Below are 15,741 nucleotides of genomic sequence, written 5' to 3' on the forward strand. Positions count from 1 at the left end.
CCGCCCGCGCGTCCCATCCCACTCGGTCTCGTACTCGAGGTCGATCCGCCGATCCATGTGCGGTCCGTCCACAACCAGCGTCTCGAACTCGCCGCCCTCTCCCAGAATGTGGACGCCGTACTCTTCGTGGAGATCCTCGAGATCGGCGATCGCCTCGCGGTCGAGTGTTCGACCCAGCCACGACTCGTCGAGTCCGTGGGCCGCGACCTGAATGATCGCAATTTCGAAGCCCGCCTCGAGCATCGCGTCGGCCAGTTCGCGGGGATCTTCCTGCCACAGCGGTGCGAAGAGGTCGCAGTCGAGGCGGTCGCACATCCCCCGAATGCGGCTCGTCTGGTACTCGCTCTCGACGGCTCCTGCCGTGACGCCGGCGATGCCGTCCGCGAGTTCGCGGTCGAGTTGCTCGAGGGCGGCCTCGAGGGGTTCGAGTTCGTCGTCGCCCTGCACGCTCGAGTCGGTCGCCGCGTCGGCCGCGAAGTCGTCGGGTTCGACATCGACCAGTTCGATCCCGATGCTTTCCGCCGCCTGCGCGGCAAGCTCCGTCGCGGGGACGTGATACATGTACGAGTCGCCCGCGGGATGGACGGTGACGAGCCGTTCGACGGGTAAGTCGTCCTCGAGGGCCCGATACAGCGCCCACGAGGAGTCTTTGCCGCCGGAGAAGAGGCTCACCCACGCGCCGTCTGCGTCGCTCATGGTCGGTGATGGGCAAGAGCGGGTAAATGAATACCGAGTCCGGACGATCAGGGGTCCCGACCGCCGGCGTCGGATCCCGTACTCGGGTCAGTACCGGCATCGGGACTCGCGTTCGAGTCGGCCCCGCCGTCGGTGCGCTCGGGATCGAACCGCTCCGGCGTCGGATCGGCCTCGCGATCGGCGATCGCCTCGGTACCGGCCGGCGCGTCGTACTCGGGACCGTCCGGCGACGGTGGGTCACCGTCCGCGGGTTCCGTCTCTGGACCGCCGTCGCCGCGTTCGGCGTCCTCGCGCGAGCCGCTGACGGACGAGGCGATCCGTGCCCCGACGAGGCTGATCACGATCGCGGTGACGACGAACAGCGCGAGCCGTTCCCCGGCTACCATCACGAACTGCTCGTTCGAGAAGATCCCGAACTCGTTTTCGGGGACGACGAACGGATCGATCACGTCCTGTTCCTCGAGGAAGTACGCGGAGAAGCCCCGAACCACCAGCCCAACGGCGACGACGATAAACGGCAGGTTGAGAAAGGACCGGCGGATCGGATCCTCGCCGATCGCCTCGTCGAGCAGTCGGCCGGCGCTGGCGGTCAGTGCGGCCATCGCTAGCCAGGGGACGCTGTCGAACGCGAAGCGCGTTGCCGGGATGACTACCCCTGGCGTGTCTCCGAGATTCGAGACGCCGAGCGCACCGACGAACAGACCGATGAACGTCAGTCCGGCCGCAACCACGTAGGTGACGACCGACACCTGGCCGGAGTACAGTGACTCTCGCGTCTGGTGGGCGAATCTCGCCAGAATCTCGTCGACGTTGAACCCCTTGTAGAGCAAGAAGAGTCCGATGACGGTGGTGATCGCGGCCGCTCCCTCCGCGGGACCGACGGTGGTCGCGAGCAGCGGAAAGACGAGCAGGGTCAACCCGATCGGAACGAGGACGGTCTGGCGCAGTTCCTCGTCCGCGAGGAACTGCTTGAGCAGGTAGTACGTCGACTCGATGTCGCGGGCCTGCCGGACGACGACACGGTCGACGGAGTCGACCCGAACGCGGCTCTCGACGATCGGAATCAGCCGTTCGTCGTCCGCGCTGTCGGTCACCACGACCGCCGAGTCAGGGTCGTAGTCGGCGATGAGATCGTCGAGTTGCTCGGCGACCGCCCGATCGGCCGACACCATCGACTCGCGGTCGCCCGAGACGACCGCGACGACGACCTCTTCGTTCTCGTCGCGCAGGTCCTGGGCGACCCGCAGCGACTCGAGCAAGGTATTCACTCCCGAGTCCTCCGGATCCGCGAGGCCGACGTCGGTCACGAGCGCGCGGACTGCCTCCCAGCCGACGACGGGCGAGCGGAGGCCAGTCTTCCGGCCGACATCGTCGGTCCGGTCGAGGCAGACGACCAGCGTTGTCACGGTAGGCGATGCATTCCGTGCAACGATAAAACCACTTACTCGTTCGAGCGCGGCCACGCCGCCGTCGCGCGAGGCGACCCCGCTGTGGGCGGTTGCAGTACCAGTTCTGGGCTGGACTGCCGCCCAAACACGCAGCGGTGACCGGCAGTCACCGTCGCTCCGCAACGGAGACCGACTACCGCCTCAGCTTCGCAGCCGGAACCCGCGCCCATCACCGAGGCCTGCGATCCCGGCACCGAAGGCGTACGCGACCTGCTGCGCTCCCGCGCCGACGCGGGCCATCAGCGGCCGATCGGGTTCGAACTCCTCGACGGTCACTTCGTCCGTGTCGAGGCGGTCTGCCAGTTCGGTCTCGATTTCGCGCCGCGTGCCGAGGTGATCGACCAGGTCGAGGTCGTGCGCCTGCTCGCCGAGGTAGATCCGTGCTTCCGTGTCGCGGACGAACTCGGGCTCGAGGTCCCGCCCGTCGCTGACCCGCTCGACGAAGGTGTCGTAGTAGTCGTCGATTATTCCCTGCAAGTACTCGCGTTCCTCGTCCTCGAGGTCCTTCAGCGGGGTGCCGGCGTCCTTGTAGTCGCCGGCGGCAAATCGCTCGTAAGAGAGGCCGACCTTCTCGGCGAGGGCGCTGGCGTTGACCCGCGAGCCGATGACACCGATCGAGCCGACGATGGAGCCCTCTCGTGCCCAGAGCTCGTCGCAGCCGCTGGCGATCCAGTAGCCGCCGCTGGCACAGACGTCCGTCGCGTAGGCGACCGTGGGTCCGTCGAACCGCTCGGCCGCGAGGCGGATGTCGTCACTCGGCACCACTTCGCCGCCGGGCGTGTTCAGCTTCAGGAGCAGCGCCCGAACGTTGTCGTCGTCGTTCGCGCGGTCGATCTGGTCGACGACGTCGTCTGCCGGTGTCGCGCCCGGACTCGTGGGAAGCGGGCCGCCACCGCCGTCCCGGCTGATCGGCCCCTCGACGGCGACCTCGGCGACATCGTAGGCCGGAAACAGCGAGCCGGCGATATTGCTCGCGAACCGTAACCCGACGAGAACGGACGCGAGAGCGACCAACACGCCGAACAGATCCGTCAGCGTCTCCGGATAGACGACGAACAGGGCGACTGCGACGGCGGCGGACGCGAGTCCGCCGAGAGCGACCGTCGCGAGTCGATCGATCCCGCCACTACTGACCACGGACAGCACCTCGAGTCATACCGATATCTGGGGGCGGTTCCCGTTAAGCGTTGGCGGTCATCACCGACGGCCGGACCCACGCCAATCGGGGCTACGGCCGCCGGGAGTCGGATGGCGACCCGCCGTCAGTCTGGGCCGACCGCGTCGAGTCCCCCTCCGCGGTCGGACTCGTGTCGGCTGACTCCGTCCCGTCTTCGTCCGCGAGTTCGGTCTCGATGCTCGCCTCGGTCTCTGCGGGCGGCTCCGCGTCGGACCGACTGTCGAGCCACGCCCGGACGAGGTTCACGCCGTCCTGAAAGAACGGCACCGGATCGTCGGGGACCGCGTAATCGAATCGAGGGTGGCGAACGAGCGACGTGGCGACCTCGCGCGCGGCCGTCCGGAGCGACGGGCGTTCGACGAGCGGGTATTCTTCGGTCACCACGCTGTGGAGATAGCTGAGTTCGCCCCGGAGGAGGTGGCCGCCCATCCCGACCTCGTAGGTCGGCTCCGACGCGATCGGCTCGTCGTGCGCCAGCTGCCAGTAGTAGTAGGGGAAATCCGCGCCCGCCCGGACCGAAAAGGGCAGCGACGACCAGAACCGCGGGTTGATCTCCATCAGCTTGAACTCGCCGTCCGCGGGGTCGCGCAGGAACTCGACCATCGCGAGCCCGTGCCACTCGAGTTCGTCGAGCAGGGCGCGGCCGGCAGTCTCGAGTTCGGGAATGTGGACCGACTCCCGGTACGCGCTGGGGCCGCCGCAGTACTTCCAGGCCCGCCGCTGACAGTGCTGGAAGGTCGCGACCGGCTCGCCGTGATCGTAGAGCGCGAAGAAGCCGAACTCGCGGACGTTAGGGATCCGCTCCTGGACGATCGGGATGTGGCCGCGTCGCTCGAGTTCGGCCTGCGGGTCCGGTCGTGTGCCCGGTTGCTGGAACTCCGTCGAGCCGATATCCGCGTCGTCAAACCGCGCGCCGAGATAGTCGGACGAAGCGACGGTGTAGCGCGGTTTCACGATCGTCTCCCGGTCCCAGTCGTCCCACTGATCGAGGAGCGCGGTGTCGGGAGCTGCAACGCCGGCCTTGGCGGCGGCCGCGAACAGTTCGACGCGATCCTGTACCTGTCGGAGGGTTTCGAAGTCCGGCCACGGGGTCGCGACCTCGTCGGCGAACGCATCCTTGCGCTCGGCGAGCACGTACACATCCTCCTCGCGGACCGGAACGATCGTCTCGACATCCGAGCGCTCGGCAAGCGAGAGAAGGGCGTCTCCGTACGCAGCGAGATCCGAGTTCGGGTCCGGCAGGCCGACGAACTCGTCGCGGTACGCCGAGGCGGCCGCCGGGGTCGACCGCGACTCGGAACCGACGATCGTGCGGACGCCGCGCGGTCGGAGCGAGCGGAGACAGGCGACGGTACTCGGGGCATCGATCCCCGGCACGACCACGCCTGCGTCGTCCACGATATCCCTATATCGTTGCATGAGCAGTGACTGTGGGTCCCGTTCCATTGTTATGGATTGTATACTTCATCCCGCAGTGGGACACGCCGCGTTAGCCCCCGCAGGCCAGTGTTAGGCATCGAATACCCGTTGCTCGAGGGCGGTATCCCTGTAGGCGGTACACGTCCGTATCCGTCCGTCGTCCAGGTCGAATACGTGGGCGAACGCGACGTCGAAATTCCGCCCGTCGATCGTGCCGACATAGGCACCCGTTACGACCGTCGTTTCGTCCGCCTCGATGACCCGTTCCGGCAGCGCCTGGAGGTGATCGGCCCGCCGGCCCGGCCCCTCGATTACGTTCTCGAGGACGGCCTCGATTCCCGTATAGGTTCGATCGGCGTGACTGCCGGTCGTGGCGTCGGTCCAGCAAACGTCGTCCGCCAGCGTTGTGGCTAACTCGTCCGTTTCCCCGCTGTTCGCCGCGGCGTGATTGAACCCGGCGTAGAACTCGGTCACCCGTTCTCGAGCGGTCGGACTTGCGACCGACCGGTGCTCGTTCGATGTCATGACTCTGCTAGCTTCTGGTGAAAACGTGCGCGGACAAAAGAACAGTACCTGCGTCACACGTTCTGAGAACGTCACATCAGCTGGTACGGTGCTCGTGAGGACTACCGTGCGATGTCGACCGATTCCGAGAGTCGCTACTGGTGCGTTCCGGTTCGGAACTGATCGCTACTGGAAGCGTACAGCCCAGCGGCGGTTGCCACGAAGGTGGAGCAGTCGGACAGTCACGGACGTCGTCCTGTCGGAACGAAAAACGAGTCAAAACCGCTCGAGAGATCCGAAAATCGGGAGAGAGATCGCGGTAGACGGAATCGACTTAGAGCAGTCCCGTCTTCTGGAGTTTCATCAGGTCCTCGGTGTCGAGGGTCTCGCCTTCCTTGAACTTCTGATAGATTTCCTCGGCCTCCTCCTTGGCCTCCTCTTTCTTCTTGTCGCGCTCGGACTTGCGCTCCTCTTCTTCCTCCTTGTCCAGTTCGCGCAGGCGCTTCTGGACGCGGACGAAGTCCTCGTGGTGCTGGTCGGCAGCCTCCTGAGCCTCGACGAACTTCTCGTGCATCTCGTCGGCCTCGTCACGGATGTCGTCAGCCTCGCGATAGGCCTCGATCATCTGGTTGTGGTGTTCCTGGGCCTTGTCCGCCAGCTCCGTCACTTTCTGGTGGTGCTGGGAGGCGTCCGATCGCACTTCCTCGGCCTCATCGACGAGTTCCTCGAGGTCCTCGTTCTGATCGAGCTTCTGCTTGCGCTCCTCGTACTCCTCGCGCTTTCCCTCGATCTTCTCGATGAGCTCCTTTTCCTCCTCGCTCGAGAGGACCTCGGTCTGCTGTTTGAACTCGAGTTGCTCGATCTCTTCTTCGAGTTCGTCGAGATCCTTCCCCTCGTTGAGCTCCATATCCGATTTGAGCTGCTCGACCTTGTCGAACAGCTCGTTGGCTTCGGCGTTGAGCTCGTTGCGGCTTTCCTTGTGTTCTTGGACCTGTTCGTTGAGCTCGTCGCGCTGCTCGCGGTGCTCTTGGGCTTCGTCGACCTTCTCGCGAGTCTTCGCGTTGAGATCGTCGCGTTTGGAAGCGCGCTCGGAAGCCATCTGGTTCAGCTCGTTTCGCCGGTCTCGCAGTTGACCGGCCATCTTGATGAGCTGCCCTTTCGATTTGTTTGCTAGGTCGTCCTCTGTCAGTTCGATGTTTTTCGATTCGTCTACCATGTTACTCAAACCTCTGTGCCATACCCGCACCGGAGAACCGGTCTGACGGCCGCCTGAGCCGTTCGCCGACGATTCGGCGAGTGACTCAGCAGTGGCCGTCTCCCTGTTCGAAGCGACTGCTCACGATCTGCGAAACCTCGGTGAATAAGATTTCCTGTCATCGATCGTCGAGCGATACGCGCCCCGGTGGCGTTCTGGTATCTGTGAATACTGGCCCTTGTAATTTAAATGTACCGGTCACAACACCCCTGGAAACCGTTAGCAGGGCCCTCGTTCCGCCGTGTTAGACGGTACCATTGAGTGAGCCCCGTACTTATATCCGATACCCGTTTCGAACCGTCTGATTACCGACGGCGATTTCGAGGTCGACCCGGTCTGCCTCCGGCGGAATCCGCGCCGATCCGGCGGACGTCGTCTCGAGCGGCCCGACGCTGACCCGTTCCGTCTCCGTGCGGTCGCCGGCCCGCCAGCCGACGATCGGCTCGAGTGCCTCGTGCGTGTCGTTACAGATGGTAATGCCGACCGTCCCGGGAGCTGGTGGTCTATCGAGGACGGCCTGGACGGGCTCGTAGGACTGCGCGATCGCCTCGGCGGCCCGCTTCGGGTCGCCGTCGACGGTATGGACCCCCATCCCACCGCCTGGCGCGCTATCCCGGAGCGTCGACGCGGCGACGACGCCACAGCCCCGCCGCCGGAGCGCCTCCGCGACCGTCTTCAGCGTTCGTGCCTGCTCGCGCTGTGACCCCTCGACGCCGGTCGCGCCGCGCTCGAGCAGCGCCGACTCGAGGCCCGGAACCGCAGTCGGATCGGCGTCGTCGTCCGCCAGTGCGCCCGCGCCGAACCCGCCGACGATCTCGCCGAGTTCGGGATAGGTCTCGCAGAGCCAGTCGATATCCGCGGCCTCGAGGTACTGCCAGCCGGGAAAGAGGTGGGCTGCGTCGGGATCGGTTCCCGGCGGCCCCGTCACGGGAACGACCGGCAGCCCGTCGGGGAGGGCCGCGGCGATCTCGGTCGCGGAACCGTGATCAACCGCCGTCCGCCACGCCCGATACCGAACGGCGAGTTTCGCGAGTAGTCCGCTTCCCAGCGGCGGTTCGTACGGATCCGTCGGCTGATCGTGCACGCCGACCATCGCGAGGCTCGGATGGTGCCCGTACGTCTCGACGAGCGCGGACGCCAGCTCTGTCCCCCGGTCAACGGGAAGCTCGGCTCCGCTGGCGGGCAGATCCTGCCAGACGAGAACCCCGGCCTCGTCGCAGGCCTCGTAGAACGATTGTCGCGGGACGTGCGCGCGAGCACGAAGCAGCGTCGCGTTCGCGTCGACGGCCCGGCGGACGTCCTCGCGCGGGTCACCGCCGGGGAGTCGCGTGAACCCGCGGGCGCGGACGTGCCTCCCGTTGACCAGCAGGCCGTCGTCGTCGCGTTTGACGTGGCGGAGCCCGACGGTCCGTTCGACGGCGTCACCGCCCAGTTTCGCCCGCACCGTGTACCGGTGTTGCGGGCCGTATCCGCGGGGCCACCACAGCGACGGCTCCCGGATCGACAGCGTCCTGGAGACCGTCGTTCGCTCGCCCGCCTCGGTCTCGATCGGAATTCGCTCCATCGACGCACCCCCGCGAAACCCCTCCGGTCGCAGCGACAGCGTCACCGCGTCGTCGATCGTCACGTCGGTATCGACCGCGAATGAGACATCGATCGCCGCGCCACCGCCGTCAGTGGTTGCGTTCGTGACCCCGGTCGCGGCGGCCTCCGCGCTCGCGGACGCTTCCCGAGCCGCGCCCAGTCGCGGTCGCGCCTCGAACTGCCGGAGAATCGTCCGGGGCCGCGATTCGACCTCGAGGCCCCACCAGATACCGGGCGTTCCGAGCCGGTCGGGAACCGCGTCGGTCCCGTAGATGCCCGCGAACGACTCGGGGCGCTCGCAGACGACGATCAGTTCGTTTGCGGGTCGGGGATCGAACTCGAGGCTGGCTGGCACGAAGTGGGGCTCGTGAGTGGCCAAACGCGTGCCGTTCAGCCAGATTTCCGCGCGGTCGTAGGCTCCGCGGAGTTCGAGCATCGCGCGTTCGGTCTCGTCGTCTCGAGGGTCCGGAAACCGCGTTCGATAGGCGATTGGTCCCGCTCCGGCGAACGACGGGGGTCGTCCGGGGACCAAAACCGGTTCCCACTCCGCGACGGTCGGCGGGCCGTCACCACCGCGGTCCGTGACGATCCCGCCGGTCCACTCCTCGGTCATTGTGACTGTCAGTGAACCCGAAGTAAAAAGCCCTTCCGACGGTTCAGAACCGTCTAGAAGAGGTTCTCGAGCCGATCGTCGGCGAACTGATCGGCGTGGTCCGTCGATTCCGTCTCCTGGGCTTCCGTCGCCTCCCGGGCCCGTTCCATGAACGCCTCGATTCGATCGGATCGCTCCGCGCCGCCGAGTAAGACCAGCGCGCCGAGGCGATCGCTGTCAAGCGGGAAGTCCCCGCCGCGGACCTGCATGCTGCCGGTCTCGTCCTCGAGCCAGCGCCGGGACTTCTCGACGCCCTTGCGGGGGATCGCGTCGGGGCGACCCGCGATGACGAGCAGTGCCGAGTCGGCCGTCGTCGCGTCCGGCAGGCTCGTCCCCGTCAACAGCGCCTGTCTCGAGACGCTCATCGCGGTGGTGATGTTCTCGCCGCTGTCCTCGCTCGCGATCTCGGTCGCGTAGCCGAGCACCGCGACGCCGCCCGCGCGGAGGGTGTTGATGACCTCGCTCGAGTCGACGACGCTTTCGCCGACTCCTTCGACGGCCTCGCCGGAGGCGAAGAGCAGGCCGACCCGCTGGGCGATCTTCTCGTTGATCGTCTCGAAGGCACCCTCGACGCTCTCGCCCTGTTCGTGCCACGAGTCGTTGTCGATCAGCAGCGTCGAATCGGCCTCTCGGAGGAGGGTCTTCAGCGAGCGGCCCGCGTTGGCCTGGTAGAGCGCCCCTTCGTTGCGTCCGGGCAGAACGCCGAGCGCGTAGATCGGGACGTCGTAGACCTGCTGGAGGTGGTGGACGAGCACGGGCGCGCCGCCGCTTCCGGTGCCCCCGCCGAGGCCGGCGACCACGAAGATCGCTTCCGCCGTCGAGGTGACGCGGCCGTCGAGCGAGCCCAGCACCTGCTGGATGTCCGACTGCATGACTTCCGTGCCGAGTTCGTTGTCACCGCCGACGCCGTGGCCGTTGACGCGGTCGGCACCGATCAGTTGCGTGTCGACGATGTCGAGCGACTGGAGGTCTGCGTCCGCGGAGTTGATGGCCAGCGCACCCTGAACGGCTCCAAAACCCATGTCCGCGTCGAACCGGGCGAGCCGTTCGGTGATCTTCCCACCGGCCTGACCGACTCCGATCAGGGCAACTTTCATATCACTCTCATGAGAGTGAGTCCTGTTGAACGTTCCGGTCAGTCTAGGTGTCGGTCATATCGACTCGCTCGAGCGGGCGGCCGACCGTCGACCACCGACCGCCGACTGCCGACCACCGACCGCCGATTTCCGAGCGAAGACGAGAGGACCCCCCGCACCGATCAGTGGAGGTCACAACACCTTTTTGCCGTATTCCCGTCGTGTTCGGTATGTTCTACGAACAGCGGATGACCGTCCCCGACTCGGCCGCCGAGCTCCGGGCCGAGTACGAGGACGACCTCGCAGCGATCGTCGACGATCGCGGCCCCGCGGCCGTCGCGAGCGAAACCAGCCTCGAGGCAGAGACGCTCGAGGCGCTGACCGCCGGCAAATCGCCCGAACTGACCCTCGAGGAAGCGGCCGAGATTCAGTCCCTCGCCGAGGGGACGCCGGATCCGGAGACGATCGTCACGATGGCGCTCGAGCACCTTCTACTGGGGATGTCGACAGCGGTGCTCGACGTGGACGCGGTGGAGAGTCACCTCGATATCGAACTGGACGCAAAGGAGGTCCACCAGAAGATCGAGGGGCGAGCGCCGATGTCGTTCGGCGAGTTCGTCCACATCCAGTACGTGATCGCGGACGGTGCGTCGTAGGCGAGTTCGGCACGACCTGTCTCGATATCGGGAGCGCCACCGATTCCTGTGTGAATCGGCAACACCACACAGATTTATCGCAGTCGATGATGTGGGACGGCCATGTCGAATTCGGAGCGGAGCGAGAACCGTCGACGGGAGGTCGACGCAATCTTGAATCGGAAACCCGGCACCGAGGCCGTCACCGATCTCGAGGACCGGTATCGGGTCGTCGGCGCGGCCGATCGATCGACGTACGCGAACTGGCTCACGCCGATCGAGGACCACTACGTCTGCCACCGCAACGAGACGCTGGACCCAGCGGCCGACGAATGGACGATCGCGCTCGAAGGGGGCCTCGAGCGCGAGGCCGAACTGGGGATGGCCGAGCTTCGGGAGGACTACCCCACGGTCGCGGTCGCGCACACGATGGAGTGTGCGGGCAACGGCCGGGGCTACTTCGACCCCGAGACGGGGAGCGTCCAGTGGGAGTACGGAGCCGTCAGCACCGCGATCTGGACGGGTGCGCCGCTGAGCGCGATTCTGGCAGACCACGGTGCGACGACCGACGACGGACTGTGGCTCACCGCAGTCGGCGGCGACCACCCCGAAGTCGACGGCGAGAACGACCGGTTCGCCCGCTCGATCCCGATGGAAAAGGCGCTCGAGGACTGTATCCTCGCCTACGAGGTAAACGGCGAGGCGCTGCCGCCCGAACACGGCCATCCCATCAGATTGCTCGTTCCCGGCTGGTACGGCGTCAACAGCGTCAAGTGGGTCACCGAGCTCCACGTCACGGAGACGATGGTCCACGGCGAGGAGTGGGCCGACCGCGACGGCGACGATTTTACCCAGTGGCAGCAGTCGTCCTACCGGATCCATCCCGAGGGCGTCGAGCCCGAGTCCAACGCGACGATCTCGACGTTCGACACCTGGGACCAACTCGAGTCCGACGAGATCGACCACCCCTACACCTTCGACGAGAACGTCAAGTCCACGATCGGTCGTCCCGCGGACGGCGCGACCGTCACCCCGCGCGAGGACGGGGTCGTCGAGATCGTCGGCGTCGCCTGGGCCGGCGACGACGAGGTGACGGCGATCGAGGTCTCGACCGACGGCGGCGACAGCTGGCGGGAGGGGGAGTTTGTCGGCCCGAACTACGACTGCGCGTGGCGGCTGTTTCGCGACGCGTGGGAGCCGTCGCCCGGCACGTATGAACTCGTCTCTCGAGCCACGGACGAACGCGGCCGCCGCCAACCCGCGCGGATCGCCGGGCCGGACGAGGACGCCGACGGCGAATATCCGTGGAACGAGGGCGGCTACGCCGAAAACGCGTCGCTTCCCCACGCGGTCGAAGTCACCGTCGAGTGAGTGACAACCCGCCGCTGACCTCGAGTGGCCGATTGAAAAGGCGCGGAAATAGCGGTGCAATCGACCGGAACCCCGCGCTCGAGCGGTGAAATTATGTGCAGTCGGCCACGAGTCCGGCTATGAAGGTCGCAATTCTGGGTTGCGGACACGTCGGCATCGAGCTGGGTCGACAGCTCGCGGCTCGAGACCATGAGCCGATCGGCGTTCGCCGGTCGGACGAGGGCCTCGAGCGGATCGAATCGGCCGGGTTCGAGGGGGTGCAGGCAGACATTACCGACCGCGAGGCGCTCGCAGCGGTGCCGGACGTCGACGCGATCGTCTTCGCCGCCAGCAGCGGGGGTCGCGGTGCCGAGGCCGCCCGCGAGGTGTACGTCGACGGATTGCGGACGGCGATCGAGGAGTTCGGCGAGCGCGAGCACGCCCCCGAGCGACTGGTCTACACCTCGTCGACGGGGGTCCACGGCGACCACGACGGCGACTGGGTCAACGAGGAGACGCCGCTCGAGCCCACCACCGACAAGACCGAGGTGCTCGCCGAGGCCGAGCGGATCGCACTCGAGCACCCACCGGAGTACGGCTACGAGGGCACCGTCGCGCGCTACGCCGGCCTCTACGGGCCCGACCGGTACCGGCTCGAGCGCTACCTCGAGGGGCCCGTCACCGAGGGCTACCTGAACATGATCCACCGGGACGACGCCGCTGGGGCGGTCCGCTACCTGCTCGAGGAAGACCTCGCGCGCGGCGAGGTCGTGCAGGTAGTCGACAACGAGCCGGCGTCCAAGTGGGCGTTCGCCGACTGGCTGGCCGGCGAATGCGGCGTCGAAACCCCGCCGAAGCGAACGAAGGCCGAGCGGCTCGCGGACGACGACGTCTCCGCGGCGGGCCGCCGGCGAATCCTGACGAGCAAGCGCTGCTCGAACGAGAAGCTGCGCGATCTCGGCTACGAGTTCGTCTATCCGACCTTTCGAGAGGGATATCGCGACGCGATCGAGCGCTATCGGGCTGACGATACTGACTGCTATAGTAGCCACTGAAACGATTTACACGCTGATCGTAACGTACTCGTGCGATCAGGTGTGCAACGACTTTCAGTGGCTACTATAGTCCATATGACCCAGGGCCAGCCGTACCGAGGCCGAGGCCACTGACTCGCTCGAGACCGACTGAGACGGATCCATCGGTAACAATGTACTCCGAATCGGGAGAAATCGGGGGAAATTTCATGGTGGTTCGATCTGAGTTTCTGATATGAGCTTACGGAGCGCCCCGACAGCCGCGACGTTCGTCGGGGCGAACCCGCTGGTGTCCGAGTCGGTCGGCGACTCGATCCGGTCCCTCGATCCGCTCGTTCTTTCGTTGCTGGTTCTGGCCGTCGTTGCGCTCGTCCTGGGTGGCTGGTGGGTGATTCGGTGGTTTCGGCGACCGCCGGGCGTTCGGCTCCAGCGCGTGTTAGCGACGCACGACGACGTGACAGTCCTGATGCATCCAAACCCCGATCCCGACGCCATGTCCTGTGCGATGGGCGTCGCGAAGATCGCCGAGTCGGTCGACACCGACGCAGCCCTGCAGTTCTCCGGCGAGATCCGCCACCAGGAAAACCGCGCGTTCCGGACCGTCCTCGATCTGGACATCGAGTCCGTCGACGCGAGTTCGCAACTCGAGTCGGACGCGGTGGTGCTGGTCGATCACAACACGCCGCGGGGATTTACCGGTGCCCAGACCGTCGAACCGGTCGCGGTCGTCGACCACCATCCCGGCAACGGGGCCGGCACGAAGTTCACCGACGTGCGGACGGACTACGGTGCGGCGTCGACGATCCTCGTCGAGTACCTACACGACATCGGCGCGACGATGGCCGACGAGGAGGACTCGAGCGAGTTCGAGATCTCGCCGGAGCTGGCGACCGGACTACTCTACGGTATCCTGTCCGATACGAACCACCTGACGAACGGCTGTTCGCGGGCGGAGTTCGACGCCTGCGCCGCCCTGTTTTCCGGGATCGACGAGGACCTGCTCGACCGGGTCGCTAACCCGCAGGTCAGCGACGACGTGTTGCAGGTCAAGGCGACGGCGATTACCCAAAAGCGCGTCGAGGGCCCCTTCGCCGTCTGCGACGTCGGCGAGATCGGCAACGTCGACGCGATTCCCCAGGCCGCGGACGAACTCATGCATCTCGAGGGAGTCACGGCGGTCGTCGTCTACGGTGAACACGACGGGACGCTCCACCTCTCCGGCCGATCGCGAGACGACCGGGTCCACATGGGCGAGACGCTGCGCCACGCCATCAGCGACATTCCGATGGCCAGCGCGGGCGGCCACGCGCGGATGGGCGGCGGGCAGCTCTCGGTCGACCACATGAACGGAATCGGCCCCTCCGACGGGATCAGTCGCGACGAGTTCGAGGAACGGCTCTTTTCCGCGATGTCGGGCGAACGATAGCGTCAGCGGTCGGCGCGTTCGCACACCGAACGCAGCGCTCCCGGATCGGCGGTCTCACCGGTCGCGACGAAGTGTGCCGCACACGCGTTTCCCAGTGCCAAGGCCGTCTCGAGGGGCCATTCGCGGGCCAGTGCGCAGGCCAGACCGGCCGAAAACCGGTCGCCAGCGCCGGTCGTTCGCCGCGGGTCGCCGAGGTCGACCATCTCGACGGCGGCAGCATCGTCGCGTGTCGTCCCGACGGCCGCGTCCGACCCATGAGAGACGACCGCGGTGATGTCGATCGCCGAGCGCAGCGCCGCGGTCCGACTTCGGATCCGCGCGTCGCTCGTCTCGTCAGCGCCGCGAGTGCGAGCCGACGCGTCGGCGGTCCTCACGGCGGCCGCGAGTTCCGTCGGGTTGACGCTCAGAACTACCTCGAGTGACGCGGCGGCCGAGTCAGCTCGCGAGAGGGCGTTGAACAGCCCCTCGAGCGCCGCCGGATCGACGGTGTCGATCGGACCAGGGTCGACCACAATCGGGAGCCGCGTATCGGGGGAGGCCGTCGCCAGCCGATCGAAGACCGATGTCAGTCCCCGCACGGAGATCCAGTTCGTGCAACAGAGCGCGTCCGCGCCGACGATTCGATCCCAGTCGATGACCGCGAGGAGATCCTCGAGTCGCCAGTTCTCGGTCGGCCCCGGCTCCGAAAACTGGATTTCGTCGGGGCCGACGTCGACCACGCGAACCGTGGCCGGCGTCCCCATCGAGCGCGTTTCGAAGGGGAGGTCTGCGAGTACCGGATGGTCGAGGTGACCGACGAGCGTCGCCGTCTCGCCGAGCGCGTGAACCTGCGTCGCCGCGTTGACCGCCTGCCCGCCGGGCCGGACGTCGATCGGCTCGAGCGCGAACGAGCGAGTCCCCGAGGCGAGTTGGTCGGTAAACGCGTCGATCTCCTCGAGGCGATCGCCGCCCGCCCCTGCGATCGCGTACCAGCGGTCGACGCTACCGTCGGGGAGCGCGACGATACGGCAGGTGTCGCCAGTTTCGAGGCGATCGAGCCGATCGCAAAGCTCGTCGTAGCTCACGGTCGAAACTGTGTCGCTCGGGGGCAAAACGGTACGGCCGGCACGTCGGTACGGCCGGCACGTCGGTACGGCCGACACATCGGTACGGCCGGCACGTCGGTACGCCTGGCGTGTCGACCGGCCGGTCTGTCGACCGCCCGCAAACTGGTCTCGAGTCGACGATACCACTGCAACCGTTGGTGGCCACTCGCTGGGGTGGCGCGCCGCGATCCGAGTGGACGGGTCGGCTGCCGGTCCCTATCGAATCTCCTTCCACTCCGCCTCGCAGTCGGGGCAGATCCGGACCGTCTTGATCTCGTCCGGGTCGTTTTCGGTCTTCAGCGGCTTCTCGCACTCGGCGCAGACGAGCCGATCGTAGGTGTCCTTCTCGAGTTCGTCTTCGCGGAGAGCCTTCCGGACTGATTTCATATTCGGCCTGTAA

14 protein-coding genes are annotated in these 15,741 nt (G+C 66.5%); 4 read left to right on the plus strand and 10 right to left on the minus strand.

Going from position 1 to position 15,741, the window contains the following annotated elements:
• From ACEWFR_RS19195 to ACEWFR_RS19230, 8 genes are all read right to left on the minus strand, one after another.
• Window positions 1–696, minus strand: a 696-nt coding sequence (locus tag ACEWFR_RS19195; RefSeq protein WP_374062564.1) for a diphthine--ammonia ligase, incomplete at its 3' end; no start/stop codon positions are given.
• 47 nt (window positions 697–743) lie between these two features.
• Window positions 744–2,102 carry a DUF373 family protein gene (locus tag ACEWFR_RS19200; protein ID WP_374062565.1) on the minus strand — a complete coding sequence of 453 codons (1,359 nt, stop codon included), beginning with the start codon at window positions 2,100–2,102 and terminating at the stop codon, window positions 744–746.
• Window positions 2,103–2,285: 183 nt separating this feature from the next.
• On the minus strand, window positions 2,286–3,281 hold the full coding sequence (gene sppA, locus ACEWFR_RS19205) for a signal peptide peptidase SppA (RefSeq protein WP_374062566.1): 996 nt from the start codon (window positions 3,279–3,281) through the stop codon (window positions 2,286–2,288).
• Window positions 3,282–3,372: 91 nt separating this feature from the next.
• Window positions 3,373–4,740: a carboxylate--amine ligase gene (locus tag ACEWFR_RS19210; RefSeq protein WP_374062567.1), complete on the minus strand. Its 1,368-nt coding sequence runs from the start codon at window positions 4,738–4,740 to the stop codon at window positions 3,373–3,375.
• A gap of 90 nt (window positions 4,741–4,830) precedes the next feature.
• The gene (locus ACEWFR_RS19215; RefSeq protein WP_374062568.1) at window positions 4,831–5,265 is read right to left on the minus strand and encodes a nuclear transport factor 2 family protein; all 435 of its coding nucleotides are present in this window, start codon (window positions 5,263–5,265) and stop codon (window positions 4,831–4,833) included.
• Window positions 5,266–5,578: 313 nt separating this feature from the next.
• Window positions 5,579–6,460, minus strand: coding sequence for a coiled-coil protein (locus tag ACEWFR_RS19220; protein ID WP_098724513.1), 882 nt, complete (start codon window positions 6,458–6,460; stop codon window positions 5,579–5,581).
• 313 nt (window positions 6,461–6,773) lie between these two features.
• Window positions 6,774–8,696: a glycoside hydrolase family 2 gene (locus ACEWFR_RS19225; RefSeq protein WP_374062569.1), complete on the minus strand. Its 1,923-nt coding sequence runs from the start codon at window positions 8,694–8,696 to the stop codon at window positions 6,774–6,776.
• A 53-nt stretch (window positions 8,697–8,749) separates the two neighbouring features.
• The gene (locus tag ACEWFR_RS19230; protein ID WP_374062570.1) at window positions 8,750–9,832 is read right to left on the minus strand and encodes a tubulin/FtsZ family protein; all 1,083 of its coding nucleotides are present in this window, start codon (window positions 9,830–9,832) and stop codon (window positions 8,750–8,752) included.
• 209 nt (window positions 9,833–10,041) lie between these two features.
• Here ACEWFR_RS19230 and ACEWFR_RS19235 point away from each other — a divergent pair, with 209 nt between their 5' ends.
• From ACEWFR_RS19235 to ACEWFR_RS19250, 4 genes are all read left to right on the plus strand, one after another.
• Entirely contained in the window at window positions 10,042–10,467 is a 426-nt protein-coding gene (locus ACEWFR_RS19235) for a DUF5791 family protein (protein ID WP_374062571.1), read from the plus strand.
• Window positions 10,468–10,569: 102 nt separating this feature from the next.
• Complete coding sequence (locus ACEWFR_RS19240; RefSeq protein WP_374062572.1) at window positions 10,570–11,817, plus strand: sulfite oxidase; 1,248 nt, start codon at window positions 10,570–10,572, stop codon at window positions 11,815–11,817.
• A 119-nt stretch (window positions 11,818–11,936) separates the two neighbouring features.
• The gene (locus ACEWFR_RS19245) at window positions 11,937–12,851 is read left to right on the plus strand and encodes an NAD(P)H-binding protein (protein WP_374062573.1); all 915 of its coding nucleotides are present in this window, start codon (window positions 11,937–11,939) and stop codon (window positions 12,849–12,851) included.
• A gap of 214 nt (window positions 12,852–13,065) precedes the next feature.
• Complete coding sequence (locus ACEWFR_RS19250) at window positions 13,066–14,256, plus strand: bifunctional oligoribonuclease/PAP phosphatase NrnA (protein ID WP_374062574.1); 1,191 nt, start codon at window positions 13,066–13,068, stop codon at window positions 14,254–14,256.
• Between the two features lie 2 nt (window positions 14,257–14,258).
• On the opposite strand, the gene ACEWFR_RS19255 is transcribed toward ACEWFR_RS19250, so the two are convergent.
• The gene (locus ACEWFR_RS19255) at window positions 14,259–15,320 is read right to left on the minus strand and encodes a carbohydrate kinase family protein (RefSeq protein ID WP_374062575.1); all 1,062 of its coding nucleotides are present in this window, start codon (window positions 15,318–15,320) and stop codon (window positions 14,259–14,261) included.
• 237 nt (window positions 15,321–15,557) lie between these two features.
• Window positions 15,558–15,728, minus strand: a complete 171-nt coding sequence (locus ACEWFR_RS19260; RefSeq protein WP_176548119.1) for an HVO_0758 family zinc finger protein — start codon at window positions 15,726–15,728, stop codon at window positions 15,558–15,560.
• Window positions 15,729–15,741: the final 13 nt, after the last annotated feature.

The sequence above is a fragment of the Natrinema sp. H-ect4 genome, from assembly GCF_041894845.1.
Taxonomy (GTDB): Archaea; Halobacteriota; Halobacteria; order Halobacteriales; family Natrialbaceae; genus Natrinema.

Coding starts and splice junctions, on each gene's coding strand:
- ACEWFR_RS19210 (WP_374062567.1), bottom strand. CDS start 4,740: ATGCAACGATATAGGGATATCGTGGACGACGCAGGCGTGGTCGTGCCG.
- ACEWFR_RS19215 (WP_374062568.1), bottom strand. CDS start 5,265: ATGACATCGAACGAGCACCGGTCGGTCGCAAGTCCGACCGCTCGAGAA.
- ACEWFR_RS19220 (WP_098724513.1), bottom strand. CDS start 6,460: ATGGTAGACGAATCGAAAAACATCGAACTGACAGAGGACGACCTAGCA.
- ACEWFR_RS19225 (WP_374062569.1), bottom strand. CDS start 8,696: ATGACCGAGGAGTGGACCGGCGGGATCGTCACGGACCGCGGTGGTGAC.
- ACEWFR_RS19230 (WP_374062570.1), bottom strand. CDS start 9,832: ATGAAAGTTGCCCTGATCGGAGTCGGTCAGGCCGGTGGGAAGATCACC.
- ACEWFR_RS19235 (WP_374062571.1), top strand. CDS start 10,042: ATGTTCTACGAACAGCGGATGACCGTCCCCGACTCGGCCGCCGAGCTC.
- ACEWFR_RS19240 (WP_374062572.1), top strand. CDS start 10,570: ATGTCGAATTCGGAGCGGAGCGAGAACCGTCGACGGGAGGTCGACGCA.
- ACEWFR_RS19245 (WP_374062573.1), top strand. CDS start 11,937: ATGAAGGTCGCAATTCTGGGTTGCGGACACGTCGGCATCGAGCTGGGT.
- ACEWFR_RS19250 (WP_374062574.1), top strand. CDS start 13,066: ATGAGCTTACGGAGCGCCCCGACAGCCGCGACGTTCGTCGGGGCGAAC.
- ACEWFR_RS19260 (WP_176548119.1), bottom strand. CDS start 15,728: ATGAAATCAGTCCGGAAGGCTCTCCGCGAAGACGAACTCGAGAAGGAC.